19 protein-coding genes are annotated in these 26,490 nt (G+C 72.3%); 11 read left to right on the top strand and 8 right to left on the bottom strand.

The features are described 5' to 3' along the window. Window positions 1-21 precede the first annotated feature (21 nt). The 7 genes from J1M44_RS10615 to J1M44_RS10645 all read left to right on the top strand — a co-directional run bounded on the left by J1M44_RS10615 (window position 22) and on the right by J1M44_RS10645 (window position 9,354). Window positions 22-1,236, top strand: a complete 1,215-nt coding sequence (locus J1M44_RS10615; protein WP_206481072.1) for an acetyl-CoA C-acetyltransferase — start codon at window positions 22-24, stop codon at window positions 1,234-1,236. A 46-nt stretch (window positions 1,237-1,282) separates the two neighbouring features. Next, window positions 1,283-3,460 carry a 3-hydroxyacyl-CoA dehydrogenase NAD-binding domain-containing protein gene (locus tag J1M44_RS10620; RefSeq protein ID WP_206480963.1) on the top strand — a complete coding sequence of 726 codons (2,178 nt, stop codon included), beginning with the start codon at window positions 1,283-1,285 and terminating at the stop codon, window positions 3,458-3,460. Further along, a complete protein-coding gene (locus tag J1M44_RS10625) occupies window positions 3,457-4,308 on the top strand; it encodes a CoA transferase (protein WP_020623933.1) in 852 nt (283 codons plus the stop codon). The genes J1M44_RS10620 and J1M44_RS10625 overlap by 4 nt, the downstream gene beginning before the upstream one ends. Before the next feature lie 46 nt (window positions 4,309-4,354). Continuing rightward, complete coding sequence (locus tag J1M44_RS10630) at window positions 4,355-5,536, top strand: acyl-CoA dehydrogenase family protein (RefSeq protein ID WP_020623934.1); 1,182 nt, start codon at window positions 4,355-4,357, stop codon at window positions 5,534-5,536. Between the two features lie 41 nt (window positions 5,537-5,577). Beyond that, window positions 5,578-7,170 (top strand): long-chain-fatty-acid--CoA ligase, encoded by a 1,593-nt coding sequence (locus J1M44_RS10635; protein WP_342356594.1) that lies wholly within the window; start codon window positions 5,578-5,580, stop codon window positions 7,168-7,170. Window positions 7,171-7,252: 82 nt separating this feature from the next. Beyond that, window positions 7,253-8,347 (top strand): S66 family peptidase, encoded by a 1,095-nt coding sequence (locus J1M44_RS10640; protein WP_206480964.1) that lies wholly within the window; start codon window positions 7,253-7,255, stop codon window positions 8,345-8,347. Window positions 8,348-8,412: 65 nt separating this feature from the next. Continuing rightward, window positions 8,413-9,354 (top strand): HNH endonuclease, encoded by a 942-nt coding sequence (locus J1M44_RS10645; RefSeq protein ID WP_206480965.1) that lies wholly within the window; start codon window positions 8,413-8,415, stop codon window positions 9,352-9,354. Window positions 9,355-9,410: 56 nt separating this feature from the next. Here the strand turns inward: J1M44_RS10645 and J1M44_RS10650 are convergent, their stop codons facing one another. From J1M44_RS10650 to purB, 6 genes are all read right to left on the bottom strand, one after another. Further along, window positions 9,411-10,673 (bottom strand): DNA sulfur modification protein DndB, encoded by a 1,263-nt coding sequence (locus J1M44_RS10650; protein ID WP_206480966.1) that lies wholly within the window; start codon window positions 10,671-10,673, stop codon window positions 9,411-9,413. A 358-nt stretch (window positions 10,674-11,031) separates the two neighbouring features. Further along, the gene (locus tag J1M44_RS10655) at window positions 11,032-12,588 is read right to left on the bottom strand and encodes a DUF1846 domain-containing protein (protein WP_206480967.1); all 1,557 of its coding nucleotides are present in this window, start codon (window positions 12,586-12,588) and stop codon (window positions 11,032-11,034) included. A gap of 61 nt (window positions 12,589-12,649) precedes the next feature. Then, on the bottom strand, window positions 12,650-13,663 hold the full coding sequence (locus tag J1M44_RS10660; RefSeq protein ID WP_134416013.1) for a trimeric intracellular cation channel family protein: 1,014 nt from the start codon (window positions 13,661-13,663) through the stop codon (window positions 12,650-12,652). Window positions 13,664-13,735: 72 nt separating this feature from the next. Beyond that, entirely contained in the window at window positions 13,736-14,635 is a 900-nt protein-coding gene (locus J1M44_RS10665) for a TRIC cation channel family protein (RefSeq protein ID WP_206480968.1), read from the bottom strand. Between the two features lie 101 nt (window positions 14,636-14,736). Then, window positions 14,737-15,915: a hypothetical protein gene (locus tag J1M44_RS10670; RefSeq protein WP_206480969.1), complete on the bottom strand. Its 1,179-nt coding sequence runs from the start codon at window positions 15,913-15,915 to the stop codon at window positions 14,737-14,739. Between the two features lie 139 nt (window positions 15,916-16,054). Then, a complete protein-coding gene (gene purB, locus J1M44_RS10675) occupies window positions 16,055-17,494 on the bottom strand; it encodes an adenylosuccinate lyase (protein ID WP_206480970.1) in 1,440 nt (479 codons plus the stop codon). A 184-nt stretch (window positions 17,495-17,678) separates the two neighbouring features. On the opposite strand from purB, the gene J1M44_RS10680 reads away from it, so the two are divergent. After that, entirely contained in the window at window positions 17,679-19,259 is a 1,581-nt protein-coding gene (locus tag J1M44_RS10680; RefSeq protein WP_206480971.1) for an AMP-binding protein, read from the top strand. Window position 19,260: 1 nt separating this feature from the next. On the opposite strand, the gene J1M44_RS10685 is transcribed toward J1M44_RS10680, so the two are convergent. After that, window positions 19,261-22,851 carry a TM0106 family RecB-like putative nuclease gene (locus tag J1M44_RS10685; RefSeq protein ID WP_206480972.1) on the bottom strand — a complete coding sequence of 1,197 codons (3,591 nt, stop codon included), beginning with the start codon at window positions 22,849-22,851 and terminating at the stop codon, window positions 19,261-19,263. 214 nt (window positions 22,852-23,065) lie between these two features. On the opposite strand from J1M44_RS10685, the gene J1M44_RS10690 reads away from it, so the two are divergent. From J1M44_RS10690 to J1M44_RS10700, 3 genes are all read left to right on the top strand, one after another. Beyond that, a complete protein-coding gene (locus J1M44_RS10690) occupies window positions 23,066-23,482 on the top strand; it encodes a PaaI family thioesterase (RefSeq protein ID WP_145032636.1) in 417 nt (138 codons plus the stop codon). 71 nt (window positions 23,483-23,553) lie between these two features. Then, window positions 23,554-24,903: a phenylacetate--CoA ligase family protein gene (locus J1M44_RS10695; RefSeq protein WP_206480973.1), complete on the top strand. Its 1,350-nt coding sequence runs from the start codon at window positions 23,554-23,556 to the stop codon at window positions 24,901-24,903. Window positions 24,904-24,998: 95 nt separating this feature from the next. Continuing rightward, on the top strand, window positions 24,999-25,610 hold the full coding sequence (locus J1M44_RS10700; RefSeq protein WP_060973753.1) for a TetR/AcrR family transcriptional regulator: 612 nt from the start codon (window positions 24,999-25,001) through the stop codon (window positions 25,608-25,610). A 13-nt stretch (window positions 25,611-25,623) separates the two neighbouring features. Here the strand turns inward: J1M44_RS10700 and J1M44_RS10705 are convergent, their stop codons facing one another. Continuing rightward, window positions 25,624-26,322, bottom strand: coding sequence for a hypothetical protein (locus J1M44_RS10705; RefSeq protein WP_241253032.1), 699 nt, complete (start codon window positions 26,320-26,322; stop codon window positions 25,624-25,626). Window positions 26,323-26,490: the final 168 nt, after the last annotated feature.

Here is a 26,490-nt window from a genome sequence, read left to right on the forward strand (position 1 = left end):
ACCCCGACCCCAGGAGACCCCGTGACCCAGGACGCCTTCCTCTACGACGCCCTCCGCACGCCGCGCGGTGCCGGCAAGCCCTCCGGCTCCCTCCACGAGGTCAAGCCGATCGACCTCGTCGTCGGCCTGACCCACGCGCTGCGCGACCGCCATGAGGGGCTCGACCCCGCCGACATCGAGGACATGATCCTCGGCTGCGTGAGCCCGGTGGGCGACCAGGGCGCGGTCCTGCCCCGCGTGGCCGCCCTCAAGGCGGGCCTGCCGCAGACCGTGGCAGGCGTGCAGCTGAACCGGTTCTGCGCCTCCGGACTCGAGGCCGTGAACCAGGCCGCCGCCCGCATCCGCTCCGGCTGGGAGTCCCTGCTCGTGGCCGGCGGCGTGGAGTCCATGTCCCGCGTGCCCATGGGCTCCGACGGCGGCGCGTGGGCCATGGACCCGGCCACCTCCCTGGCCACCGACTTCATCCCGCAGGGCATCTCCGCGGACCTGATCGCCACCCGTGAGGGCTTCAGCCGCGCAGAGCTGGACCGCTTCGCCGCGCAGAGCCACCGCCGTGCTGCGGCGGCGTGGCAGGAGGGCCGGTTCGCCCGCTCCGTGGTCCCGGTGACGGACATGAACGGGATGACCGTGCTGGACCGGGACGAGACCATCCGCCCCGACTCGTCCGTGGAGACCCTGGCCAAACTCAAGCCCTCCTTCGAGGCGCTGGGCCGGGAGGCGGGCTTCGACGCCGTGGCGCTGGAGAAGTACAGCTCGCTCGCGGAGATCGAGCACCGGCACCACCCCGGCAACTCCTCGGGCATCGTCGACGGCGCCGCGCTGACGCTGATCGGCTCCGAGGAGGCCGGCCGGCGGGCCGGGATGAGCCCGCGGGCCCGGATCGTCTCCGCCGCCGTCGTCGGTTCCGAGCCCACCATCATGCTCACCGGCCCCACCCCGGCGTGCCGCAAGGCCCTCGAGGTGGCCGGCATGACCGCCGCGGACATCGACCTCGTGGAGATCAACGAGGCGTTCGCGGCCGTGCCGCTGCTGCTGATGAAGGAGATGGGCTGGACCGAGGAGCAGACCAACGTCAACGGCGGCGCGATCGCCATGGGCCACCCCCTGGGCGCCACCGGCGCCATGATCCTCGGCACCCTCGTGGACGAACTCGAGCGGCGCGACCTGCGGACCGGCATCGCCACGCTCTGCATCGGCGCCGGCATGGGCGTCGCCACCATCGTCGAGCGCGTCTGAGCGCCCCACCCACCCGACCGACCAGCACGGCAGGAAGAGCACCGGCATGAGTGAGCACATGATCACCTGGGACCAGGACGCCGACGGCGTCGTCACGCTGACCATGGACGACCCGCAGGCGCGGGTCAACACGATGAACGAGCGGTACCAGGACGCGATGGACGCCGTCCTGGACCGCCTGGAGGCGGAGCGGGAGACGGTGACCGGCGTCGTCCTGACCAGCGCGAAGACGACCTTCTTCGCCGGCGGCGACCTGGACTCCCTGGCCCAGGCCGGCCCCGAGGACGTGGAGTCCGTGTTCGCGCTGACGCAGCGGGTCAAGGGCCAGCTGCGCCGCCTCGAGACCCTCGGCCGCCCCGTGGTCGCCGCGATCAACGGCACGGCGCTCGGCGGCGGCCTGGAGATCGCGCTGGCCTGCCACCGGCGCATCGCCGTGGACGACCCGGGGCTGAAGGTCGGTCTCCCGGAGGTCACCCTGGGCCTGCTGCCCGGGGGCGGCGGCATCACGCGCCTGGTGCGCATGGTGGGCGTGGAGCGCGCCCTGATGGACTGGCTGCTGCCGGGCACCGCCCGCGACGCCCGGGCCGCGATGGAGAAGGGGATCCTCGACGAGGTCGTGACCGACCCCGGGGACCTGGTGCCCGCCGCCACGCGCTGGATCCTGGAGCACCGCGACGACGCCGACGCCGCCGTGAAGCCCTGGGACGTCAAGGGCTTCACGATCCCCGGCGGCACCCCCGCCCAGGCCTCCTTCGCCTCCCGCCTGCCCGCGTTCGCCGCCACCCTGCGCCGGCAGCTCCACGGCGCGGACCTGTCCGCCCCGAAGGCGATCCTCAGCGCCGCGGTGGAGGGCTCGCAGGTGGACTTCGACACCGCCTCGCGCATCGAGACCCGGTACTTCGTGTCCCTCGTGGCGGGCCACACCTCTTCCGCCATGATCCAGGCGTTCCACTCGGACATGCAGGCGCTGCGCTCCGGCGCCGCCCTGGGCGGTCCCTCCCGCGAGCGCAGCACGATCACCACGGCGGCGGTGCTGGGCGCCGGGATGATGGGCGTGGGCATCGCCCACGCGCTCGCGCTCAACGGTGTGGACGTGATGCTCAAGGACGTCAGCCTGGAGGCTGCCGAGCGCGGCCGTGAGCGGGTGGGCGCCCTCCTCGAGGGGCGCGTGGCGAAGGGGCGCATGAGCCGCGAGGACGCCGACGCCGTCCTGGCCCGCGTGCAGCCCACCGAGGACTATCAGGACCTCGCGCACGTGGACGCGGTGATCGAGGCCGTGTTCGAGGACGTCGAGCTCAAGCAGTCGGTGTTCGCCGAGGTGGAGAAGGTGGTCGGCCCGGACACCCTGCTGTGCAGCAACACCTCCACACTGCCGATCACCCTGCTGCAGGGCCCGCGGGAGCGGCCCCAGGACTTCATCGGCCTGCACTTCTTCTCCCCGGTGGACCGGATGAGGCTCGTGGAGATCATCCGTGGTGAGCAGACCTCCCAGCGCACGGTGGAGCGCACCTACGACCTGGTGCAGCAGATCCGCAAGCTGCCCATCCTGGTCAACGACGGGCGCGGCTTCTACACCTCCCGCGTCTACGGCACGCTCGTGCTCGAGGCCGCGGCCCTCGTGGAGGAGGGCGTGGACGCGCAGCGGATCGAGCGGGCGGCCCGCCACGCCGGCTTCCCGGCCTCCCCGCTGGCCATGATGGACGAGGTCTCCCTGACCCTGATCCAGCACATCCGCCGCGAGGAGGAGAAGGCCGTCGCCGAGGCCGGCGGTGAGCGTCCGGTGCGTCCGGGCGAGCGTGTGGTGGAGCGCATGGTGGACGAGTTCGGCCGCCCGGGCCGCGCTCAGGGCGCCGGCTTCTACGAGTACCCGGAGCAGGGCCCCAAGCACCTGTGGCCGGGCCTGGCCGAGCACTTCGCCACCGGGGCGGACGTGCCCGAGCAGGACCTGCAGGACCGCCTGCTGTACCGCATGGCCATCGAGACGGCCCGCTGCTTCGACGACGGCGTCCTCACCGACGCCCCCTCGGCGAACCTCGGCGGCGTGTTCGGCATCGGCTTCCCGCCGCACACCGGCGGGCCCGTGACGTTCATGACGCACCGCGAGGGCGGACCGGCCGCGTTCGTGGCCCGCGCCGACGAGCTGGCCGACCGCTACGGCGAGCGGTTCCGTCCCGGCGACACCCTCCGGCAGCTGGCCGAGCGCGGCGAGGGGCCGGGCCGATGAGCGCCGCACCGCTGGCCGGGGTGCGCGTGGTGACCATCGCGCTGAACCTGCCCGGGCCCGTCGCCGCGGCCCGCCTGCAGGAGCTGGGCGCCGACGTCGTCACGGTGCTCCCGCCCAGCGGGGACCCCGTGGCCACCCTGGTGCCGGCCCTCTACGAGGAGCTGCACCGCGGGCAGTCGGTGCGCACCGTGGACATGAAGTCCGAGGCCGGGGCCGCCGAGATGGAGCAGATCCTGGCCGAGGCGGACGTATTCCTCACCTCCCACCGCTCCGGGGCGCTGCGCCGGCTGGGCCTGGATGCCGACGCCGTCCGCGCCCGCCACCGGCGGATCTGCCAGGTGGACATCACCGGATACGACGGGGACCGCACGGACGTGCCAGGCCATGACATCAACTACCAGGCCGCGGCGGGCCTGCTGGCGCCGGGGGCTCCACCGCGGATCCTCGCGGCGGATCTGCACGGTGCCGAGCGGGCCGTCTCCGCCGCGCTGGCCCTGCTGTGGGCCCGCGGCGCGGACGGGGACGGCGGGCACGCCACGGTGGCGCTCGCCGATGCCGCGCACGCCCTGGCCCTGCCCAACCGGCACCGCATGACGGGCCCGCGCAGCCCCCTGGGCGGGGCCCTGCCCCACTACGGGGTGTATCCGGCGGCCGAGGGCCATGTGGCCGTCGGCGCGCTCGAGCCGCACTTCGCGGCCGCGCTCGTGGCGGGCCTCGGGCTGGACGCGGACGGGGACGTCCGCGCGCAGCTCACCGAGGCCCTCTCCCGGCACGACGCCGCCCACTGGCAGGCCTGGGGGGAGGAGCGGGGCATCCCGCTCACCGCCCTGGCCAGCCCCACCGCCTGACCCCCACGACTCAGCACCACCCACGAACGACCTCAAGGAGCCCCTCATGACCACCACGGATTCCCGCACCCGCTCGCTGACCGACGTCGACGTCCTCGAGTACCACCGCCTCCTGACGCCCGAGCAGCAGGAGAAGCTCACGGAGATCCGCGCCGCCCTGGCCGAGATCGTCACCCCGCACGTGGCCGAGGCCTGGAGCCGGGACGAGTTCCCGCACGAGATCGCCCGCCGCGTCGGCGAGCTGGGCTACAACCACATCGGCGGCACGACCGAGGACCCGCTGTTCCGCGGGCACCTGATGGCCGAGCTGGCCCGCGCGGACATCTCCCTCAGCGTGTACTTCGCCCTGCACAACGACCTCGTCGGGGCCACCCTGGAGGCCCTGGGCTCGGAGGAGCAGAAGCAGACGTGGCTGCCGGGCCTGTACGCGATGGAGTACACCGGCTGCTTCGCGCTGACCGAGCCGGAGCACGGCTCCGACGTCGCCGGCGGCATGGCCACCACGGCCCGCCGGGAGGGGGACGAGTGGGTGATCAACGGGGCCAAGCGGTGGATCGGCAACGGCACCATGTCCCGCATCGCGATCGTGTGGGCCCGGGACGAGGAGGACGACCAGGTCAAGGGCTTCATCGTGGAGACCGACACCCCCGGCTACGAGGCCACCAAGATCGAGCACAAGACCGCGGTGAAGATCGTCCAGAACGCGGACATCACCTTCACGGACGTCCGCATCCCGGCGGGGAACAAGCTGGAGAAGGCCGACACCTTCGCGGACACCAACGTGATCCTGCTGGGCTCCCGCAACGGCCTGGGCTGGCAGGCCGCGGGCGCGCAGCAGGGCATCCTCGACGCCGCCCGCCGCTACGCGCTGGAGCGCACCCAGTTCGGCCGCCCGATCGCCGGGCACCAGCTGGTGCAGTCCCTGCTCGTGCAGATCGCGGCCAACCTGGCGGCCACCCTGGGCATGGCGCACCGGGCGGTGCAGCTGGAGGCCGCCGGCGAGGTGTCCATGACGCAGGCCTCCCTGGTGAAGCTGAAGACCTCCCAGATGTGCCGCGAGTCGGCCGCGCTGGGCCGGCAGATGATGGGCGGCAACGGCATCCTCGCCGACGTCGGGCTCGGCCGGTTCTTCTGCGACGTCGAGGCGATCTTCACGTACGAGGGCACCTACGAGGTGAACTCGCTGATCGTGGGCCGCGGCCTCACCGGTCACTCCGCCTTCCTCTGACCCTCCCCTCCGACGACCGCCCCACCAGATCAGGAGCCACCGTGACCACCTCCGAGACCACCTCCGAGACCCCTGACACCTCCACGACCACCCCCGGCCGGCCCACCGAGCGCCGGGGCCATGTGGCCGAGCTGCTCTCGGCCACCGTGGCCCGGCAGCCGGATGCCACGGCCCTGCGGATCGGCGAGGCCCGCATGACCTACCGCGAACTGGACCAGGTCACGGCCGCGACGGCCGGCTGGCTGCGCCACCGCGGGGTGGGTCCGGGGGACCGGGTGGCCGTGCTGCTGCCCAACGTCCCGGCCTTCGTGGCGGTCTACGAGGCGCTCATGCGTCTGGGTGCGGTGATGGTGCCGCTCAACCCGCTGTTCACCGCCCGAGAGCTGGAGTACTTCCTCGAGGACTCCGGGGCGCGCATGCTCTGGGCCATGGCCGGGCTGCCGGCCGTGGACGAGGTGGCCAGGAACGTCGACGTCGAGGTGGTCACCCTGGACCTCGAAGCGGTCGGGCGGGAGTGCGCCGCCGAGGGCATCGCCCCGGTCACGGAGATCACCCCGCGGGACCCCGACGACGACGCCGTCCTGCTCTACACCTCGGGCACCACGGGGCGGCCCAAGGGTGCCCGACTGACGCACACGAACCTGCGTTCCAACGCCATGGCGACGGCGACCGGCCTGGGCCGGCTCGGCCCGGACGACGTCGTGTTCGCGGCGCTGCCGATGTTCCACGTGTTCGGGCTCTCGGTGGTGCTCAACGGCGCGGTGTTCGCCGGGTCCACCCTGTCCCTGATGCCGCGGTTCGTGCCGGAGGCCGCCTACGACCAGCTGCAGGACCACGGCATCACGTTCCTGCCCGGCGTGCCCACCATGCACGGGGCGTTCCTCTCCGTGGCCCGGGCCCGCCGTGAGGCCGGGGCCGAGCCGGCGGACTTCTCGCGGCTGCGCATGCCCCTCTCCGGCGGCGCGAGCCTGCCGGTGGAGACGCTGCGCGCGGCGGAGAAGCTGTACGGCGTGCCCGTGTTGGAGGGCTACGGGCTGTCCGAGAACGCGGGTGCGTGCTTCTTCAACCCCGTGGACGCGCCGACCCGCCCGGGCACCGTGGGCCGGCCGGTGGACGGCTTCGAGTTCCGGATCGTCGCGATGGACGGCACCGAGGTGCCCGAGGAGGACCCTGAGACTTCCGGTGAGCTGCGCATCCGGGGCGAGGGCATCATGGCCGGCTACTGGGGCCGCCCGGAGGACACGGCGGCGGCGTTCGACGAGGACGGCTGGTTCCGCACCGGCGACATCGCCCGCCGGGACGAGGCCGGGTACGTGATGATCGTGGACCGGCTCAAGGACGTGATCATCCGCGGCGGCATGAACGTGTACCCCCGCGAGGTGGAGGAGGTCCTCTACGAGCACCCGGACGTGGTCGAGGCCGCCGTGGTGGGTGTGCCGGACGAACGGCTGGGCGAGGAGATCGCCGCCTTCGTCTCGCTGGCCCCGGGTAGCACCGTCACGGGGGAGGAGCTCCAGGCGTTCGCGGCCGAACGGCTGGCCCGCTACAAGCAGCCGCGGGAGGTGACCGTCCTGGACGGGCTGCCGAAGAACGCCACGGGCAAGATCCTGCGCCGCGAGCTGCGTCAGGGGTGAGGGGCGGAGGGGGTCCGGGCGCAGGTCGTCTGGTCTGGGCGAGAGGAACGACGGACAGGTGGCCTCTCGCTACGCTCCCGGTATGACTCAGCCGCTCGTCCACCCGCCCAAGGCCCAGCCGGGCGACAGGATCGCCGTCGTCTCGCCGTCGTTCGCGGCTCCCGGCTTCGCGCCCGCGGTGCATGAGCAGGCGATGCGGCGCCTGGCCGAGGTGACCGGACTGGAGCCGCTCGAGTACCCCACCACCCGGCAGCTCGGGGCGAGTCCTGAGAGCCGGGCGCGGGACCTGAACGCGGCGTTCGCGGACCCGCAGATCCGGGCGGTGATCGCCACGGTGGGCGGGGAGGACCAGATCACCGTGATCGGCCACCTGGACGCGGACGCCGTGCGCGCGGACCCCAAGCCGTTCCTCGGCTACAGCGACAACACCAACCTGCACCAGTGGCTGTGGGGCAACGGGGTGGCGAGCTTCTACGGCGGCTCCACCCAGGTGCACCTGGGGCCGGGACCGACTGTGGATGAGGTGCACGCCGCGTCCCTGCGGGCCGCCCTGCTGACGGGAGGGCGGCTGGAGATCACGGAGCCGGGGGAGGCGGAGGACCATGGCGTCGACTGGCTGGACCCGCGGGCGCTGACCGAGTTCGGGACGCGCGAGCCGGTGCCGGGCCCGCTCGACGACGGCGGGCGCGGCGTCGGTGAGGGCGCCTCACCGTGGCGCTGGGCCGGGCCGCGGCGCGCGGTGACCGGCCGGACGTGGGGCGGTTGCCTCGAGGTGCTGCCGTGGGTGATGGCGGCCGGCCGCGGGCCGGCGGACATGGCGGTGCTCGAGGGTGGTGTGCTGCTCATCGAGACCAGCGAGGAGCTGCCGAGCGCCGGCGAGGTGCGGCGGCTGCTGCGGATCCTGGGGGAGCGCGGCGTGCTCGGCGCCGTGGACGCCGTGCTGGCGGCGCGCCCGCCGGTGAGCTCCTTCGAGGTGCGCCCGACGGCGCAGGAGCGGGCGCGGCTGCGCCGGGAGCAGGGTGATGTGGTGCTGGAGGAGGTCGAGCGCTACAACCCGGACGCGGTGGTGTGCGTGGGCATCCCGTTCGGCCACACCCGGCCGCAGTGGATCCTGCCGCACGGCGGGGTGATGACCGTCGACGGTGAGGCGAGGCGGGTGTGGGCGGAGTACCGCTGAGCTATTGGTAACGTGCTGCTCATTCGAGGCCGACGCGGTATCCCCGCCGAGACGAGGGAGGGGCGATGGCGGAACCCGAGGGACTGCGTCACGCAGCGATTGCCTGGTTGGAAAAACGTACTTTCGACCGCCAGATTTCGCTCACGCGTGACCAGATCGGTGACTTTGAGTGGGACGGAAAACCCTTCCGGCTGATCCCGTCTCAGCAGGGCATCTGGAAGCCTCGTGGATTTGAGGCCACCCTCTCCATCGTTACGACCTTCCGGGCCCCGGGGCAGAAGCGACCCTACGACGATGAGGTTGGGGCGGACGGACTTATCCGCTACAAGTGGCGCGGGGATAATCCCCTGCACCATGAGAACGCTGGCCTGCGCCGAGCCATGGTCCTGCGTCTGCCCATTATTTGGTTCATCGGCGTCGGAGGCGCCCCGCCGGAGTACCAGGTCGTGGCGCCTGTCTACCTCGCGGACGAGGAGCCGGAGAAACAGCAGTTCATCCTCGCTCCGCTGGCGGAGGAGGACTTCGCTGTCGAATCGCTCGAGGATGGGATCGCCGTCCCTGCTCTCAAGCGCTACCTCATGCGGGAGACGAGGGTGAGACTGCACCAGCCGGTCTTCCGGTCCACCGTCCTGAAGGCCTACGAGAACCACTGCGCCGTCTGCAACCTGGCGCACCCGGAGCTACTCGACGCCGCGCACATCGTGGACGACAGCCATGGACTAGGCACGCCGACCGTGGGCAACGGGATGGCGTTGTGCAAGATCCATCACGCGGCGTTTGATCGACGGTTCCTCGGATTGCGTCCGACGCTAGAACGCCCCATCGTCGAAATCCGGCAGGACCTGCTCGATGAGGTGGACGGCCCCATGCTGCGCCACGGTCTGCAGGACCTGCATGGGAAGCCGCTCATGATGCTTCCCAAGGCGCGAGCGAACCGACCCGATCACGACAAGCTCATGTGGGCCTACGACCGCTTCCGGACTGCAACGGTGGCAGACGTTGCCTAAATGACTAGTGAGGGGCAGCGGACCGGGCAGGCCAACCGCCCCTCACATTGAGGGGTTCAGTTCTCCCTGAACGGCGAGCCAATCTTGGCCCACTCTGTCAGCTTTGCCGTCAGGCCGCTCAAGTCCTGGGCGCGCGAGAGAGGGGTCTTGGAGTCCTCGTCGGCGAAGAACCCCGTTTCGATCCACCGATCATCGAGCGGGTAAGACATGGTTCCGTCGAGCTCACGGAACAACCGCTGAATCTGCTCGACCCCTTCCGTGCTAAGGCTCGGGTGTCGCTCGTCGCTCAGGTCTACTGCGCACTCATGAAACGCGCCAGCGAGCACGCGGAGGACCGTCGGGGAAATGGTCATTTCGCGTTCGCGAACCTCGAGGGGGGTGACGGAACCGCCAGCGATCTCCTGCAAGGAGGTGAAGGACTCGACCAGAACGGTGAAAAACTTCTCGGCCAGCTTTGCCACGGAATTCTCGTTCATCTCCGCCTCGCGCCGGCGGGTCATACGTCCGGCGATACCGACCGCCACGTGGCGCACCAGGTCCGCCAGGTTCCGGCCGGACAAGAGGTTTTCGTTCTTGCCAGCGACGCGGTCCTTCTCCCAGTCCACACGGTCCTGGAGCAGCTCTACCCCCTCTGCAGCGTCGATGGCGATGCGGTTGATCATGCTGCGCCGGTCAAACGAGACCGTCACAGACTTGGTGATGCCGAGGGCGTTCGTCGCGATGTCGTTGAACGCCTGCTTGTGGCCGTCTTCCGTGATGCCCTGGAGAATCTCGACCGTCACGTACTCATGCTCGTACCGGGTCTGGAGCGCCTGAGTCTCCTGGATCTTTTTCTTCCAATGCTCGGCAGTGTCCGAGTTGCCGTTCTCCTCCGCCGCCTGCAGCCGACTGCGGTATGCCTTGAGGTCATCGGCAATTCGGTCCCCCGCAATCTTCCAGCCAAGGATGCGGTGCTGCCCGTCCAGGATCTCGAAGGTGCGGTCGGAGTTCTGGTAGAGCTTCAGGACGCCGAACTCCACATCACCCGCGCCGAATTCGACCGTGAAGTCCTCGTGCAGGGGGGTAGTTGTGTCGATCAGGAGCGGCGGAGTGACCCAGGTCTTGTTCTCGAGCCAGTAGTCCGTGAACTTGTTGGCGTGGCGCTTGTTGACCCGACGGTTCCCAGGGAAGGGAACCTCCGGGTCAGGAATCGGCAGGTAGGTGCCAATGAGGTGGAGGGGGAGGGCGATCGTGTAGGTCTTGCGATGCTGGCCGCGCGGTGAGCGCTGGGCCAGAACCTCGGTGTAAGGCTTGTATCCGCTGAGTTCGATCTGGCGCATCAGAGTCCTATCTGTCAAGTGTTGGCCTTACGGCCGAATTAGAGGTTGTCCTTGCAGATAAGAGACTACTGGAGCAGATAGCAGCGTGTCAACGCATTAGCGCGCTACTCGGACGAGTAAGAAAGAATGAGGCGAACTACTGCCCTATCTATGGGGAGGGGCCGTGCGTGATTGCTTATAGCTCAGCCCTGGGTAGGTGTTGCCCACCCGCTCAGTTCATGACCCCTGGCCATGCCTCGGCGAACCGCCGGAGCCTCCTGAGCGGGCCGCGGCCCACGCGCGACCCGCTCCCACTTCTCGAACGAAAACGCCCCGGAAGGGGCCATATCGCAAGGCTCGTCGCGAGAACCGCTCTGCCTCACCGCTTCCGGTACAGCCCCTTCTTCTGGAACTTCGGCTCGCTCGTCACGAGCATCCCCAGGGACCGGAAGATGCCCTCGTCCACGGAGCCGAGGATCGTCGTCGTGTGCACGTCGCAGTCCTCGAGGCTCGCCAGCTGCTCGACGGCCGCCCTCGCGTTCTCGTCGGTCGCCGCGGACACGGACAGCGCGATCAGCACCTCGTCCGTGTGCAGCCGCGGGTTCTTGGAGCCCAGGTGCACGGTCTTGAGCGTCTGGATCGGCTCGATCGAGGCGGGGGAGAGCAGGTGCACGTCGTCCTCGATGCCGGCCAGCACCTTGAGGGCGTTGAGCAGCACCGCGGCGGAGCAGCCCAGCAGCTCCGAGGTCTTGCCGGTCACCAGGGTGCCGTCCGCCAGCTGCACGGCCGCGCCGGGCTCACCGGTGCGCTCGGCCACCAACTGCGCGGCACCCACCACCGGACGGTCCTCGCTGCTCAGCCCCAGCTTGGACATCACCAGGGCCACGCGCTCGGACTCGGTGTCGTCCGCGCCCTCGACGGCCTCCGCCACCTGAGCCTTGTAGTAGCGCCGGATGATCTCCTGCTTCGCGGCCTCCTGGCACACCTCGTCGTCCACGATCGCCGCGCCGGCCATGTTCACGCCCATGTCCGTGGGGGACTTGTACGGGGTGGTGCCCGTGACCTTCTCCAGCAGCGCGGACAGCAGCGGGAACACCTCGACGTCGCGGTTGTAGCTCGTCACCCGCTCGCCGTACTCGGCCAGGTGGAACGGGTCGATCAGGTTGATGTCGTCCAGGTCCACGGTGGCGGCCTCGTAGGCGGCGTTCACCGGGTGCTCGAGCGGCAGGTTCCAGATGGGGAACGTCTCGAACTTCGCGTAGCCGGCCGGGATGCCCCGCTGCCGATCGTTGTACACCTGGCTCAGGCACGTCGCCAGCTTGCCGGAGCCCGGGCCGGGGGCCGTCACGACGACGAGGTCCCGCGTGGTCTCGGACCACTCGTTCGCGCCGAAGCCCTGCTCCGAGACGATCGTGGACATGGCGTGCGGGTAGCCGGGGATCACACGGTGGCGGGCCACCTTCAGGCCGAGGCGCTCGAGCTTCTCGAGGAACGCCAGCGCACGGTGGTTGGCGTCCTCCAGCTGCGTGACCACCACGTGCTCCACCAGGAACCCGCGCTCCCGGAACACGTCCACGAGGCGCAGGACGTCGTCCTCGTACGTGATGCCCAGGTCCGCGCGGACCTTGTTCCGCTCGAGGTCCTTGGCGTTGAAGCACACCAGGATCTCGGTCTCGTCCTTGATGCGGTCGAGCATCGCGATCTTGTTGTCCGGGGTGAAGCCGGGCAGGACGCGGGAGGCGTGCAGGTCGTCGAAGAGCTTGCCGCCCATCTCCAGGTACAGCTTCCCGCCGATCTGGCGGCGGCGTTCCTGGATGTGCTGGGACTGGAGCTCGATGTACTTCGCGCGGTCGAATCCGACGCGGTGGAGGGGGCCGGAGGCCGCGGCCTCCGTGGTCGTGCTGGCGGGGCGGGCGGTCTCATGCGTGCCGGTCATGGACTCTCAGCATAGACCTGTTCGCGGGGTGCGCGGCCCGGCGTCGGGCCCACCGCATCCCTCAGTCCCTCGGGTCCTCCGGGTCGTCCGCGATCCAGTCGTGTTCGGGGTCGTCGAAGCTGCGCGTGCGCCCGGTGCGCAGGTCGGTGACGTCCATGACGCCGGTGCCGCGGTCCAGGCGCACCTGCTGGTGTGAGGCGGGGTCGATGACGGTGATCGTCTGGGTCTGCGGGTCGTAGTCGTCCACCCGCACCTGGTCCTCGTATTCCTCCCGCGGTCCGTAGGATCCGTGCGTGTCGTCGTCGGGGAAGGCGGGGGCGCCGGGGGAGCGCAGCCGGCGCTCGAGGGTGCGCTCCACCCGGCGTGCGGCCGCCTCCTGCGCCTGCGTGGCCAGGCGCCGCAGACGTTCGAGGGACTCCTTGTCCTGGGAGATCTCCGCGCCGAAGAACCGCCACTGGTAGCGGTAGGCGATCATCCGCACCGCGAAGATCAGGAACGCGATGAGGAAGCCCGTGAACGCGTTGAGCGCGCCGTTCATCGCCACCACGGTCGCCAGCACCGCGCCCAGGAACGTGGGGAGCACGTAGACGCCGCGGGGGTCGAAGATGGACGGGACCTCGTTGGCGACGATGTCCCGCAGCACGCCGCCACCCAGCGCCGTGACCATCGCGATCACGACTGTGGACACCGGGTGCACGCCCATCGAGTGGGCCAGCAGCACACCGGACACCGTGAACAGGGCGAGCCCGGCGGCGTCGAACAGGGTGATGGTCAGGTTCAGCCGATTCGGGTGGATCACCTTGACGTACACGAGCAGGGACACCAGCACGGGCGGGGCCAGGTAGACCGGGTTCTCCAGGGACGCGGGCAGACCGCGGTCCAGCAGGATGTCCCGCGTGAAGCCGCCGCCCAGGCCCGCCAGCAGGGACAGCGCCAGCGAGCCCACCAGGTCGAACTGCTTGCGTGCCGCCAGCAGTGCCCCCGAGGTGGCGAAGAAGAAGATCCCGATCAGGTCCAGGGTCGTGAGCAGCCACGGGACGTCGGTGAGGGTGGCGAAGAACTGCTGCACGTCCACGGCGGCTCCTTCCGTTGGGTCCGGGGATTCACCGGCCATTGTCCCGGGCGGCCCGCGCAGTGGCTCGTTTGTTCACCCGGGTGTCCCCGGAGGTGTGACGTCTTCGTCGGTTCCGGGCGTCTCCTCGTTCGCCGGGGGGCCGTCCTCGCCGGGGTCGGCGGGCGGCCCGTCCCTGCCCTTGCGGTCGCGGATGTCCGGCACGGGCGGCTCGTCGTGCGGATCCAGGCGCTGGCGCTGGGTCTCCCCCGAGATCTCGGCCCCCGGGGCGAGCCACTCCCTGCGCAGCGACACCACGCGCAGCACGAGCACGAGCACCATCACCGCCGCCGAGGTCAGCGGGCCGAGGAGCTCCGCCTGGCCGAGGGCCGCCGTCGTGCCCGCGCCGAGGATGGCCGGCAGCGCGTACCAGCCGCGCCCGCCGAACACGGCGGGCGGTTCCCCGGCGACGACGTCGCGCAGGATGCCGCCGCCGACGGCGGTCACCAGGCCCAGCACCGCGGCGGCGACCGGGCTCAGGCCGGCGAGCAGGGCGATGCGCGTGCCCACCACGCAGTACACGGCCAGGCCGATGGCGTCGAAGGCCATGACGGCGTGGTGGCCGCGCTCGCCGTCGAAGATCCGGAGGAACACCGCCAGCGACGCGACCGCCGGCAGGATCAGGTACCAGGGATTGTCGAACGCGGCGGGCACGTCCCGGCCGACCACGAGGTCGCGGACGACGCCGCCGCCCGTGCCCACCATGAGGGCCAGCAGCAGGGAGCCGACGATGTCGTAGCCCTTGCGGACCGCCAGCACCGCGCCGGAGATCGCGAAGAAGAACACGCCCACGAGGTCCACAGTGGTGATGGCCGCCGTGATCGCGTCGGCCAGATCGCCGTGCGCGTCGATCGGCTCGGGCACATCCCGTTCGAGTTCGGCGGGGTCCTTGGGGGCGGCGGACAGCAGCCACACGGGGAGAGACGGAAGCAGCACCCGCCCATCGTCCCCTGTCGGGCGGCACCCAGCCACCGACGGGCGACCGGGGCCGGGGGTGCGGGGCGGCGCGTGGGGGAAGCGCGCGCCGCCCCGCGGTCTCAGCGGGTCAGGCCGAACCGGCGACGCGCGGCCACGAGACCGCCGGCGCCGAGGGCGCCCAGCGCGGCCAGCCACCAGGCCTGGCCGGAGCCGGTCTCCACGGTCTCGGGGACGGTGTGCTCGCCGGCGGGCTCCGAGGGCTCGGAGGCCTCCGGGGCGTCCGTCGAATCCGGGGCGGGGGTCGCCGGGGACTCCGGTGCGGGTGCCTCGGACGCGTCGTCCTCGCCCTGGGCCTCGAGGGCCTCCCACACGCGGGCCTCGTCGAACGGGAGACCCGTGCCCTGGACCCCCAGGTGGGGGTCGGCGGCCCGCGGGTCCCCGATCGAGAACGTCACGACGAGCGTCTTCTGCTCGCCGGTGCTGCCGTCAGTGAGGGTGAAGACGGCCTGGTCGGTGCCGGTGAAGCCCTCGTCCGCCACGTAGACAGTGCTGGCCCAGCTGCCGCGCTCCTCGCCGGGAGTCCAGACCGTGGGGTCGCCGACGCGGGGCAGCTCGACGAGGGTGCCGTGCTCCGGCTGCTCGACCACCGTCATGGTGGAGTCCTCGATGGGGCCGCCGCCGGCGACGTCGCCGCTGGAGTTGCCCTGCAGGCGGACCAGGCGGGATCCGGGAGCGGCGAGGTGGGTCTGGTGGTCCACCGTCGGGCGTCCGCCGAACTCGTAGGCCTGCGGGCCCCTGGCGTCCAGGAACATGCCGGGGACGTCGTCGCCGAGGTTCCGGTCCTCCCCGAACACCAGAGTCGCGGTGGCCTTCCCGTCCACGTAGAGGGTGAAGACGGCGCCGGCGGTGCCCTCCTCGCCGAGGACCCGACGCTGCTCCAGGACGTCCACGTAGCCGGTCTCGAGCTGGGCGTCGTAGGTGAACTCCACATCCGTCTCCGGGCCCATCTCACCGGGGACGTCATAGGAGATCTCCTCGAGATCCGTGAAGGACGGGTAGAACGGCGCCACGGTCACGCGGACGTCCTTGACGGCGTGCTGCGTGTAGAAGCGGCCCGTCAGGGGCGAGAGCTCCGTGGAGCCGAAGGTGCCCCCGACGAAGTGCCCGTTCTGCCACCCGTCCGTGGTCTCGGCGGGGGCGGCGAAGGCCGGGGTGGCCGCGGTGGCGGCGAGGCCGCCCGCCAGGACGGCGGCGGCGAGGGCGGTGGACAGCGGGCGGGTGGTGCGGCGAGCGGACATCAGGTCTCCTCGGGGCGTGCTCTGCGGCAGGTCGTGGCCGCCGGGTGGAGGCCACGCCTCAGCTTGCCCGCGTGGCGCCCGCCACACCAGAGGCGTGCTCAGGTCGTGACCATCCTGTCCTCGGATCGTGACCTGGGCGTCAGCCCTGCGCCGGCCCGAACTCCTTGGCCAGCTCCGCCGCCACGCCGGTGTACCCGGCCGGGGTCAGCTCCAGCAGGCGCGCCTGGGCGCCCTCGGACAGGCCCAGGCCCTGCACGAACTCGCGCATGCGCGCCCCGTCCACGCGGTGGCCACGTGTCAGCTCCTTGAGGCGCTCGTAGGGGTTGTCCATGCCCTCGACGCCGGCGATCGCCTCGGCGCGCATCACGGTCTGGATCGCCTCGCCGAGGACCTCCCAGTTGGTGTCGAGGTCCTCGGCCAGCACGGGCTCGGCCACCTGGAGCTGGCCCATGCCCTTGGTGACGTTGGTGAGGGCGAGCACCGAGTGGCCGAGGGCCACGCCGATATTGCGCTGCGACGTCGAGTCCGTGAGGTCGCGCTGCCAACGGGACTCCACGAGGGTGGCGCCCAGCGAGTCGAGCAGCGCGCAGGAGAGCTCGAGGTTGGCCTCGGCGTTCTCGAAGCGGATCGGGTTCACCTTGTGCGGCATGGTGGAGGAGCCGGTCGCGCCGGCCACGGGGATCTGCGCGAAGTAGCCGATGGAGATGTAGCTCCACACGTCCACGCAGAAGCCGTGGAGGATCCGATTGAAGCGCGCGACGTCGGCGTACAGCTCCGCCTGCCAGTCGTGGGACTCGATCTGGGTGGTCAGCGGGTTCCAGGTGAGGCCGAGGTGCTCCACGAAGGACCGGGACAGGGCCGGCCAGTCCGCGTCCGGGGCGGCGGCGAGGTGGGCGGCGTAGGTGCCGGTGGCGCCGTTGATCTTGCCCAGGTACTCCTGGCCGGCGATGCGCCGGGTCTGGCGGGTCAGACGGTGCACGAACACGGCCATCTCCTTGCCCAGCGTGGTGGGCGTGGCCGGCTGGCCGTGCGTGCGGGAGAGCATGGGGGTCTCGGCGGCCTCGGTGGCCATCGCGGAGACGGTGGCCACGGCGGCGCGGGCGGCCGGCAGCCAGACCTGCTCGACGGCGTCGCGCACACCCACCGCGTAGGCGAGGTTGTTGATGTCCTCGGAGGTGCACGCGAAGTGCACGAGCGGCTTCAGCCGGCCCAGGCCCAGCCCCTCGAGGCGGTCGGCGATGAAGTACTCGACGGCCTTCACGTCGTGCACCGTGACCTTCTCGGTGGCCGCCAGCTCGGCCACGGACTCCGCGTCGAAGTCCGTGACGATCGCCCGCAGGCCCGCCTGCTGCTCGGCCGTGAGCGGCTCGAGACCCGGCAGCACGCGGTGCTCGGCCAGGTGGATGAACCACTCGACCTCCACGTGGATGCGGTTGCGGTTCAGCGCCGCCTCGGACAGGTGCTCCACGAGCGGCTCCACCGCCGCACGGTAGCGGCCGTCCAGGGGGCCGAGGGCGATGCCGGCCTCGGCGAGGGAACGGCGGTGGGCGGTGGACGCGGGCGCGGGCTGCGAGGTCATGGCCCCCATTCTGGCAGGCGCCGCGGACGCCCGACGAAGGCGACGACCGGGTCCGTCCTCGACCGCGACGGGGTGGCGAGTGCAACATGCGGACGCGCCCGGTGGCCCGGGGCGCGGCGGACCTACCGTGGTTGACGTCGCCGTCGCCCGGCGTCGGCGTGCCGAGAGGGATGAGGAGACCGAGATGACGGAACGGACCGGGCAGGCCCACGAGGCCGGGACGATCGACCGGCTGATGGCCGGGTGGGTCGCCGACGTCGAGACCCCGGACGCCTGCGCCGCGCACCTGCTCTGCGACCGCTGGCCGGCCGACGCCGTGGCGTTCCGGTTCGTGGCGGAGGACATGTCCGCCGTCGACCTCACCTTCGGCGAGCTGGCCGACCGCTCCCGCCGCCTCGCCACCGGCCTCGCCGCCCGCGGCGTCACGCGCGGCGACCGGGTCCCCGTGATGATGTCCAAACGGGAGGAGCTCGTCATCACGCTGCTGGCCCTGTGGCGGCTCGGCGCCGTGCACGTGCCGCTGTTCACCGCGTTCGCCGCGGGCGCCGCGCGGATGCGCATCGAGGGCGCGGCGGCGCGGCTCGTCGTCGCCGAGCCCCGCCAGGCCGAGAAGCTCACGGACATCCCGGGCATCGAGATCATCCGCACCGGCCCGGAGTGGGACGCGCTCGCGGACTCCGCGCCGCTGGCCGAGGACGTCGCGGTCGGCGGGGACGGGCCGATCGCCCTGCTGTTCACCTCCGGCACCACCGGCCGCCCCAAGGGGGTGCCCGTGCCGCTGCGCGCGGCCGCCGCGTTCGCCGTCTACCTCACGTGCGCGGTGGACCTGCGCCCCGAGGACCTGTTCTGGAACGCGGCCGACCACGGCTGGGCATACGGGCTGTACTACGGGATCGTCGGCACGCTGATGCTCGGGGCGACCTCGGTGCAGTACCGCGGCGCCTTCTCCCCGGCGACCATGGTCGAGGTGATCCGCTCGCAGGGCGTCACGAACCTCGCCGGCGCCCCCACGATGTTCCGCGCGCTGGCCAAGGCCGGGGAGGTCACCGAGGACGCCCCGCTGCGGCTGCGGCGCGTGTCCACGGCGGGGGAGCCGCTGCCGCCGTCCGTGCTCGAGTGGGGCCGGGCGGCCCTCGGCACGGAGATCCGCGACCACTACGGCCAGACCGAGCTGGGCATGGTCGTCTGCACCCTCGCGCACCCCGAGCTGGCCGCGCCGCCCCGCCCGGGTTCGATGGGTGTGCCCCTGCCGGGGATCGCCGCCCAGATCCGGGACGGGCAGATCGCGATCGACGCGGCCTCACCCCTGTTCTGGTTCCCCGGCTACCTCGGGGAGCCGGAGAAGACCGCGGAGCGTTTCACCCCGGACGGCCGCTGGTACCTGACCGGGGACACCGCCCGGCAGGACGACGACGGCTGGTTCTTCTTCTCCTCCCGGGACGACGACGTGATCCTCGCCGCCGGGTACCGGATCGGCCCGTTCGACGTGGAGTCCGTGCTCATCGACCACCCGCGGGTGCAGGACGTGGCCGTCGTCGGCCTGCCGGACCCGGAGGGGGTGCGGGGCGAGGAGGTCGTGGCGTTCGTGGTGCCCGCCGGGGCCGTCGCGGACCCGGACGCCCTGGCGGCCGAGCTGCAGGCGAAGGTCCGCGACGAGTACTCCAAGCACGCCTACCCGCGCCGGGTGCACTTCGTGGACCGACTGCCCAAGACCCCCTCCGGCAAGCTGCAGCGGTTCCTGCTGCGCCAGGGCGCCGCCGACTGAGTCAGCGGTGCACGAGCCGCAGGAACGCGCCGATCATCGGCAGGTCCTCGGGGCGGGTGGGCAGCGCGTCCGCGAGGGCGGGGGAGTGGACGAGGTAGGCGGCCCACTGCCCGCGCGAGATCGACACGTTGAGCCGGTTCCGGTTCAGGAGGAAGTCCAGCCCGCGCGGCACCTCCTGCGGTGAGGACGCCGCCATCGTCAGGATCGCGACGGCGGCCTCCCGGCCCTGGAACTTGTCCACGGTGCCGACGGTGGTGCCCTCGAGGCCGGCGGCGTCGAGTGCCTCCCGGACCGTGGCGACCTGCGCGTTGTACGGGGCCACCACGATCACGTCGGACGGCTCGAGCGGCCGGCCGGGGTCGTCTGGGCCGGTGGACCAGGTGCGGCCGAGCAGTGACCGGATGATCTCGACGACGGCCGCGGCCTCCTCCGGCGAGGACACCGCGTTGCCCGTGTGGGAGACCGGCCAGGGGTGCAGCCCGGGATCCACGCCGTCGAGGCGGCGGGCGTCCGTGACCTCCTCCCGCGCGCCGAGCCGGCCGGCGTAGGAGAGCTCGGAGACCGCGTGGGTGAGCGCAGAGTGCATGCGCCACGAGGTGTCCAGGAAGAAGCCGCGGTCGGCGCGGAGCACGGGGGCGCCCTCCGCGATCCAGGTCAGGGCCGCGTCGCCGATGGGCTGGGGGTGCTCGCCCTTGCTGACCTGGGGGAGCTGCTGCGGGTCACCCAGCAGCAGCACCGTCTCGGCCAGGGCGCTCGCGCCCAGGAGGTGCGCGAGGGAGAGCTGCCCGGCCTCGTCCACCACCAGGAGGTCGACCGGCTGGGCCGCGGCGTTCGCGAAGGTCCACGCGGTGCCGCCCAGGACCCGGCCCGGTGCCAGGAAGGCATGGACCTCCGATGAGCCCAGGGACGTCCAGCGGTGCGGTCCGTCCGGGTCCTTGGGCTCCTTGCCCACGCGGTCGGGGTCCACACCGACGCCGATCAGCTGGTCGAGGAAGTTCTCCACCACCGCGTGGGACTGGGCCATGACACCGACCGTCCAGCCCCGGTCCAGGAGTTCCTTCACCGCGCGGCTGCCCACGAACGTCTTGCCGGTGCCGGGAGGGCCCTGCACGGCCACGTAGGAGCCGCGTGCGGACTCGACCGCCTCGACCAGGCCGCCGACGCCGTCCCGCCGGCCGTCTCGTACGTCCGCCCCGATCGCGGCGAGGGTCCGGCCCGTGGTGCGCGGGGCACGGCGCGCCAGGATGTCGAACACCGCTCCGTCCGGCAGCCGGCCGCGGCGGGCGGCCTCGGCGGCCTGCTCCCGGATGCGTTCGAGGAGGCCGCCGGGCCGGACATAGTTGAGGTGGAACACCGCCATGGGCACCTCTGCGTGCGGTTCCGGCTCGTACTTGGCGCTGAGGCGCTGCAGCAGGCTGACGCGGAACCGGCCCGGTGCGATCTCCTCCACCTCGGTCACGTCCACGGGCGATCGGCTCTGCCAGCGGACGGCGTTGGGGGCCAGCTCCGCCCAGCGCGGCGGCTGCTCGTACAGGGCGTTGAGCTTGAACCTCTCCTTGCTGTTCCGACGCGGCCGGACCTCGGTGCCCGGCTCGAGGCGCCCAGTCACGGTCAGCGTCCGGGCGGGGTTGCTCCGCGGGGTGGGACGTTCCCATGCACCCACCGACTCGACGGTGTCGAACACCAGGTTCGCGCGCGGCTCCTGCCACTCGTCCGGGGCGGACACCGCCCGATCGAACATGGCCCACCACAGCGGCTTGTTCTCCCTCGCGAAGTAGCCCAGGCCAGCGGCCAGCAGGGCGATACCGCGCGGCCCGCCGTCGAGCTCCGTCTCCGGGGCCCCCGTCCCGCCCGCCTCGTCCCTCTCGACGCCCGCCAGCGCCTGCAGCGAGGCGGCGAGGGCCGCGTCCTGCTCCTGGAGCGACGGCGCGGCCTCGACCAGCGGCTCGTCCCCGGTCGCGGCGTCGTCGACGGGACGGTCCGCGACGGCCGCCTCCTCGGGCTCGACCTGCGCCAGCAGCCAGTCCCGCAGCCGCGCCGTGGAGACGCAGTCGTACCGGTTGTAGTCCTCGATGTCGGCGCGGATCGCCCTCGCGACCTCGGTGTCCCCGGCCTCCATCGCGGCGACGTACCGGTGGTACTCGGTGACGCTGTCCGCCGCCGTCGTGACGCCGTCCTCCGCCCGGTGCTCCGCCCCCATGTAGAGGGGCTCCAGCTTCTTGATGGAGTAGCTCGGCACACCGGCCCGCAGGGCGGCGCGGACCGTGGCGTAGAGGTCCACGAACAGCCCCGCGCGCAGCCAGTCGTCCAGCTCGCGCTCGCCCACGCCGTGGCGCACGGTCAGGCGTTTCAGCGCGGTGACCTCGTACGCGGCGTAGTGGTAGATCCGCATCCCCGGGTGGGTCGCGCGCCGCGCCTCCACGAACGCCACGAACTGCTCGAGCGCCGCCCGCTCGGCGGCACGGGTGTCCGCCCACAGACCCGTGAACCGGAAGTCGGCCGAGGCGGTGCGCGCGGTGTCCCCGCCCGGAGCCTCGACCCAGCCCCACAGGTACTCGAGGCCCTCCATGCTCCCGTCCGCGGAGACCCACAGCGGGTCCCCCTCGAAGTCGAAGAAGACGTCTCCGGCGTCCGGCACGGGCAGCCCCGCCACGGCGCGCGGGTCCACGATCCGATGCGGCGGCAGCCCGTCCGCCCCGGCCGGCTCCAGCTGGATCGCCGCCTGGTCCCGCAGTGCCTCCCACGTGCGGCGGGCCATGCCCTCCGGCGGTGCGACGGAGGCCGCGAGCTGCTCGATGGTCGTGATGCCGGCCTCGCGCAGCCGGGTGCGCTGCAGCCGCGTGGCCCCCGCCGTGAGCAGCACGTCCCGGTGCTCGGCGACGGCCTCCTCGCACGCCTCGCACGCCCCGCAGACGCTCAGGCGGTCGTCGCCCCAGCGGGCGGGCTCCCCGGCGGCCACGTGATCCTGCAGCAGCGCCTCCAGCCGGGCGCGCTGGTGCCGGTACACCGGGATCACCTCGTCCAGGTCCGCGACGTGCCGGGAACCGTCCCCGAGCCACAGGCTGCCCTGCCGCGCCCGCGGCACGCCCATGACGTCCAGCAGGTCCGCGTACGCGGCGATCTGCAGCAGCGCCGTCACCCGCGCATGCCGGGCCAGCTTCGTATCCACCACCTCGTACGCACCCTCGGGGTGCCCCTCGTCCGCACGGAGCACGAGGAAGTCGGCCAGGCCGCCGAACGCGCCGTCGTGCAGCATCCCCTGGAACACGACGGCGGGACGCGCGGCCAACGCCGCCGCAGTGCGCTCCCGGGCGGCCCGCACGCCCTCGGGCGTGTAGCGCTCCGGGCGGGCGAGCCGGACCACCTGGTCCGCGCCGTGCTCCGCCTCGAGGCGCGCGAGCACGCGGGACTCGTGCTCGTCCCCGAGGCGGGAGACCCGCTCGAGGAACGCGTCCGCCACGCCGATCCGCTCGGCGCGACCGAGTCTCGGGTCCACCGTCCCGCGCAGCCACCCGTACGTACACGTGGCGGCGGCGGTGATGTCCGAGGGGCTGAGCATGAAGGAGGCGCGGTCCGGCGCGAAGGTCACCATGCGGTCACCCTAGACAGGAGCCGCGGACACGATAGGCGGGGCCCACGCACAGGATCCCGGTGCGCCTCGCCCCGGCAGCGGCAGGGCGGGGCAGTGTGCGTCACACACCGGACCGGACTTGACGTGGGTCACATCCAGAGAGTTACCTAATGATCGTTCAGTAATTCTCTGCGCCGCCGCGCCGGCGCGCCCGTGCCCGCAGGGAGGCCCGCCCATGACCGAGACCGCCCACCACCCCATGCTCGCCGACGACCGCGTGGCGCGGTGGCTCGGCGTCACCCTCGAGGCCGCCGAGAAGGACCACGCGCGCATCCGGATGACGCTCACCGAGGACCAGCACAACGGCTTCGGCCTGGCCCACGGCGGCGCCGTCTTCGCGTTCGCGGACACGTGCTTCGCGCTGACCTGCAACGACCCCGCCTCGGACGGCTCCACCCTCACCGTGGCCTCCGGCGTGGACGTCAACTTCCTCGCGGCCACCCGCGCCGGGCAGACCCTCGTCGCGGAGGGGCGCCTGGTCGCCGCCGCGGGCCGCTCGGCCGTCTACGACATCACCGTCACCACCGACGACGGCACCCCGGTGGCCGCCTTCCGCGGCCGCTCCCGCACCATCCCCGCCCCCGGACGCTGACCGAGGGGCGCACCCGCCGGTGCGCCGCCGTCGTCGACCGCCGCCCGACCCCGCATCCCCAGGAGGACGCCATGCTTGAGGCCTCGATCCCCAACCCGTACACGCCGGCACCCCTGCCCGCCCCCGCCGACCGCGGGGCGCCGGACCCCGAGGAGACGATGAGCCGGGACCAGATCGAGGCGCTCCAGTTCGAGCGCCTCCGCTGGACCCTGCACCACGCCTACGAGAACGTGCCCGCGTACCGCGAGCACTTCGACGCGCACGGCGTCCACCCCTCGGACTTCACGGAGCTCGGGGACCTCGCCAAGTTCCCGTACACGGACAAGGAGTTCCTGCGGAAGAGCTACCCGTTCGGCGCGTTCGCCGCCACGGGCCCCGAGCTGCGCCGCATCCACGCCTCCTCCGGCACCACCGGCCAGCCCACCGTGGTCGGCTACACCGACGACGACCTGGCCACGTGGGCCACCCTCGTCGCCCGCTGCTTCCGCGCCGGCGGCATCCGCCCCGGTGACCGCGTGCACAACGCGTACGGCTACGGCCTGTTCACCGGCGGCCTCGGCGCCCACTACGGCGCCGAGCGCATCGGGGCGGCCGTGATCCCGATGTCCGGCGGGCAGACGGAGAAGCAGGTGCAGCTGATCACCGACTTCCAGCCGCGCGCCATCCTCTCCACGCCCACCTACCTGCTGACCATCGCGGACGGCTTCAAGAAGCTCGGCCTGGACCCCCGCGAGTCCTCCCTCGAGGTCGCGATCCTCGGCGCCGAGCCGTGGACCGACGAGATGCGCCGCGAGATCGAGCAGACCTTCGACCTCGACGCCCTGGACATCTACGGCCTCTCCGAGGTCATGGGCCCGGGCGTGGCCGGCGAGTCCGCGGCCACCAAGGACGGCTCCCACATCTGGGAGGACCACTTCCGCCCCGAGATCATCGACCCGCTCACGGACGAGGTCCTCGAGACCGGCCGCCACGGCGAGCTCGTCTTCACCTCGCTCACCAAGCAGGCGCTGCCGATCATCCGGTACCGCACCCACGACCTCACCCGCCTGCTGCCGGGCACCACGCACCCGGGTCACCGCCGCATGGGCCGCATCACCGGCCGCTCGGACGACATGATCATCCTGCGCGGCGTGAACCTGTTCCCGTCGCAGATTGAGGAGCTGGCCCTCAAGGAGCCGGCCCTGTCGCCGCACTTCACCCTCGAGATCACGCGGCCGGACCGCATGGACCAGATGGCCGTGAACATCGAGCGCCGCGATCATGCGTCCCTCGAGGAGGCCCAGGCCTGTGCCGCGCACCTGCGCATGGAGATCAAGACGAAGATCGGCTCCTCGTGCGTGATCAACGTGGTGGAGCCGGAGTCCCTGGCCCGCTCCTCCGGCAAGCTCAAGCGGATCTACGACCTGCGCGACCAGGCCTGATCCCGTCCCCGCGGCCGATGCCGACGCCGGCGTGCCCGGTAGAGTGGACCGGTGCGCCGTCGTCGTCGGCGTCCGCCCGCCTCCGAAGGAGCCCCGTGCCCCAGAGCAGCCCCACCCCGCGCCGCGGCCGGCCCGGCTATGACCGGCAGACGCTGCTGGCCGAGTGCGTCGAGCTCTTCAACCGGCACGGCTACGAGGCGACGTCCATGGGCATGCTCGCCACCCACCTGGGCATCTCCAAGTCCGCGATCTACCACCACGTGGAGTCCAAGGAGGCGATCCTCGACCACGCGGTGACGGAGGCGCTCGACGCCCTCGAGGCGTGCCTGGACGATGTGGTGGCCAGCGGGGCCGACGCCGGCGCGCAGGTCGAGGCGGCCATCCGCGGCACGCTCGGGGTGCTGGCGGAGAAGCAGCCCGAGGTGACCCTGCTGCTGCGCCTGCGCGGGAACTCGGCGGTCGAGCTGGCCGCCGTCGAGCGCCGCCGCGAGATCACCCGGCGTCTGGGCGACCTGCTCGAGGCCGCCCAGGCCGCGGGTGCGGTGCGCTCCGATGTGACCCCGCGCAACCTCGCCCGCCTGGCGCTCGGCATGATCAACTCGATCGTCGACTGGTACCGGCCGGATCGCGGCGTCCCCGGCCAGCAGGGACCGGGCCAGATGATCGACGCCGTCACGGGCGTGGTGCTCGGGGGTCTGCGGGGCTGAGGGTCCGCTGTCCTCAGCCCTCGCCGTCGAGCGCGGCGAGCACGTCGGCGACGATCGAGGCCGCACGGTCCTCGGCGTCCGCGGGCACCCCGCCGTCCGCGTCGGCCTGGGCCACGGCCACGATGCGGGCGCCGTCCTGCACGGCCGTGAGGTGCGAGTAGACGGACCCCCCGGGGGCCGGGAGCGCCGTGTAGGCGGTGCCGCCCTCGTGCTCGGTCCGCGTCACGCTCTCCACGCCGAGCCCGGCCAGGTCCACCCCGGTGCAGGCCTGCCCCGCCGCTCGGGCGTCCTCCAGGGCGGCGCGGGCGGCCTCCTCCGTGGGGTACACGGTGACGCGCACGCCGAGCGGAGTGACCTCGGCGTCGGGGGACGCCGTGAAGGAGGGCGGCGGCGTCGAGGTGGGCCCGCCGCCGGTGGTGGCGGCCGTCTCCGGCTGGGCCGTGAGCCCCAGGTCAGCGGCCCCGGCCTCGGCGTCCCGCTCCAGGTCGGAGCGGGTGGCGTCCAGGCAGGCCTGCTGTTCCGCGTTGCGGGTGGGCGCCGGGCTCGCGGCGGCGTCGACCGCCTGCTCCAGGCCGGCGGCCCGCTGACGCAGCTCCGTCTGCCGCTCCAGCGGCGAGGCGGCGCTCAACCCCACCTCGGACCCCGGCCCCGCGGCCCGCTGCACGGCGGCCTGCACCGCCAGGGTCCGCTGCCCGTCCAGCGCGGGGGGCATCTCGAGGGACAGGCTGCCCGAGGAGGAGGCGGCGCCCGTGCTCGCCGTGGCGCTGCTGGCCGCGGGTGACGTGGGGGCCGTGGCGCTGCTAGCCGTGGGGGACGTGGACGCGGACGAGGCCGCCGTCGTCGTCGTGGACGATGCCGACGACGCCGACGCCGACGAGGG

It is taken from the genome of Micrococcus sp. KRD128 (assembly GCF_017168395.1).
Lineage (GTDB): Bacteria > Actinomycetota > Actinomycetes > Actinomycetales > Micrococcaceae > Micrococcus > Micrococcus luteus.

Coding starts and splice junctions, on each gene's coding strand:
- J1M44_RS10620 (WP_206480963.1), top strand. CDS start 1,283: ATGAGTGAGCACATGATCACCTGGGACCAGGACGCCGACGGCGTCGTC.
- J1M44_RS10625 (WP_020623933.1), top strand. CDS start 3,457: ATGAGCGCCGCACCGCTGGCCGGGGTGCGCGTGGTGACCATCGCGCTG.
- J1M44_RS10630 (WP_020623934.1), top strand. CDS start 4,355: ATGACCACCACGGATTCCCGCACCCGCTCGCTGACCGACGTCGACGTC.
- J1M44_RS10640 (WP_206480964.1), top strand. CDS start 7,253: ATGACTCAGCCGCTCGTCCACCCGCCCAAGGCCCAGCCGGGCGACAGG.
- J1M44_RS10645 (WP_206480965.1), top strand. CDS start 8,413: ATGGCGGAACCCGAGGGACTGCGTCACGCAGCGATTGCCTGGTTGGAA.
- J1M44_RS10650 (WP_206480966.1), bottom strand. CDS start 10,673: ATGCGCCAGATCGAACTCAGCGGATACAAGCCTTACACCGAGGTTCTG.
- J1M44_RS10655 (WP_206480967.1), bottom strand. CDS start 12,588: ATGACCGGCACGCATGAGACCGCCCGCCCCGCCAGCACGACCACGGAG.
- J1M44_RS10670 (WP_206480969.1), bottom strand. CDS start 15,915: ATGTCCGCTCGCCGCACCACCCGCCCGCTGTCCACCGCCCTCGCCGCC.
- purB (WP_206480970.1), bottom strand. CDS start 17,494: ATGACCTCGCAGCCCGCGCCCGCGTCCACCGCCCACCGCCGTTCCCTC.
- J1M44_RS10680 (WP_206480971.1), top strand. CDS start 17,679: ATGACGGAACGGACCGGGCAGGCCCACGAGGCCGGGACGATCGACCGG.
- J1M44_RS10685 (WP_206480972.1), bottom strand. CDS start 22,851: ATGGTGACCTTCGCGCCGGACCGCGCCTCCTTCATGCTCAGCCCCTCG.
- J1M44_RS10690 (WP_145032636.1), top strand. CDS start 23,066: ATGACCGAGACCGCCCACCACCCCATGCTCGCCGACGACCGCGTGGCG.
- J1M44_RS10695 (WP_206480973.1), top strand. CDS start 23,554: ATGCTTGAGGCCTCGATCCCCAACCCGTACACGCCGGCACCCCTGCCC.
- J1M44_RS10705 (WP_241253032.1), bottom strand. CDS start 26,322: ATGCCCCCCGCGCTGGACGGGCAGCGGACCCTGGCGGTGCAGGCCGCC.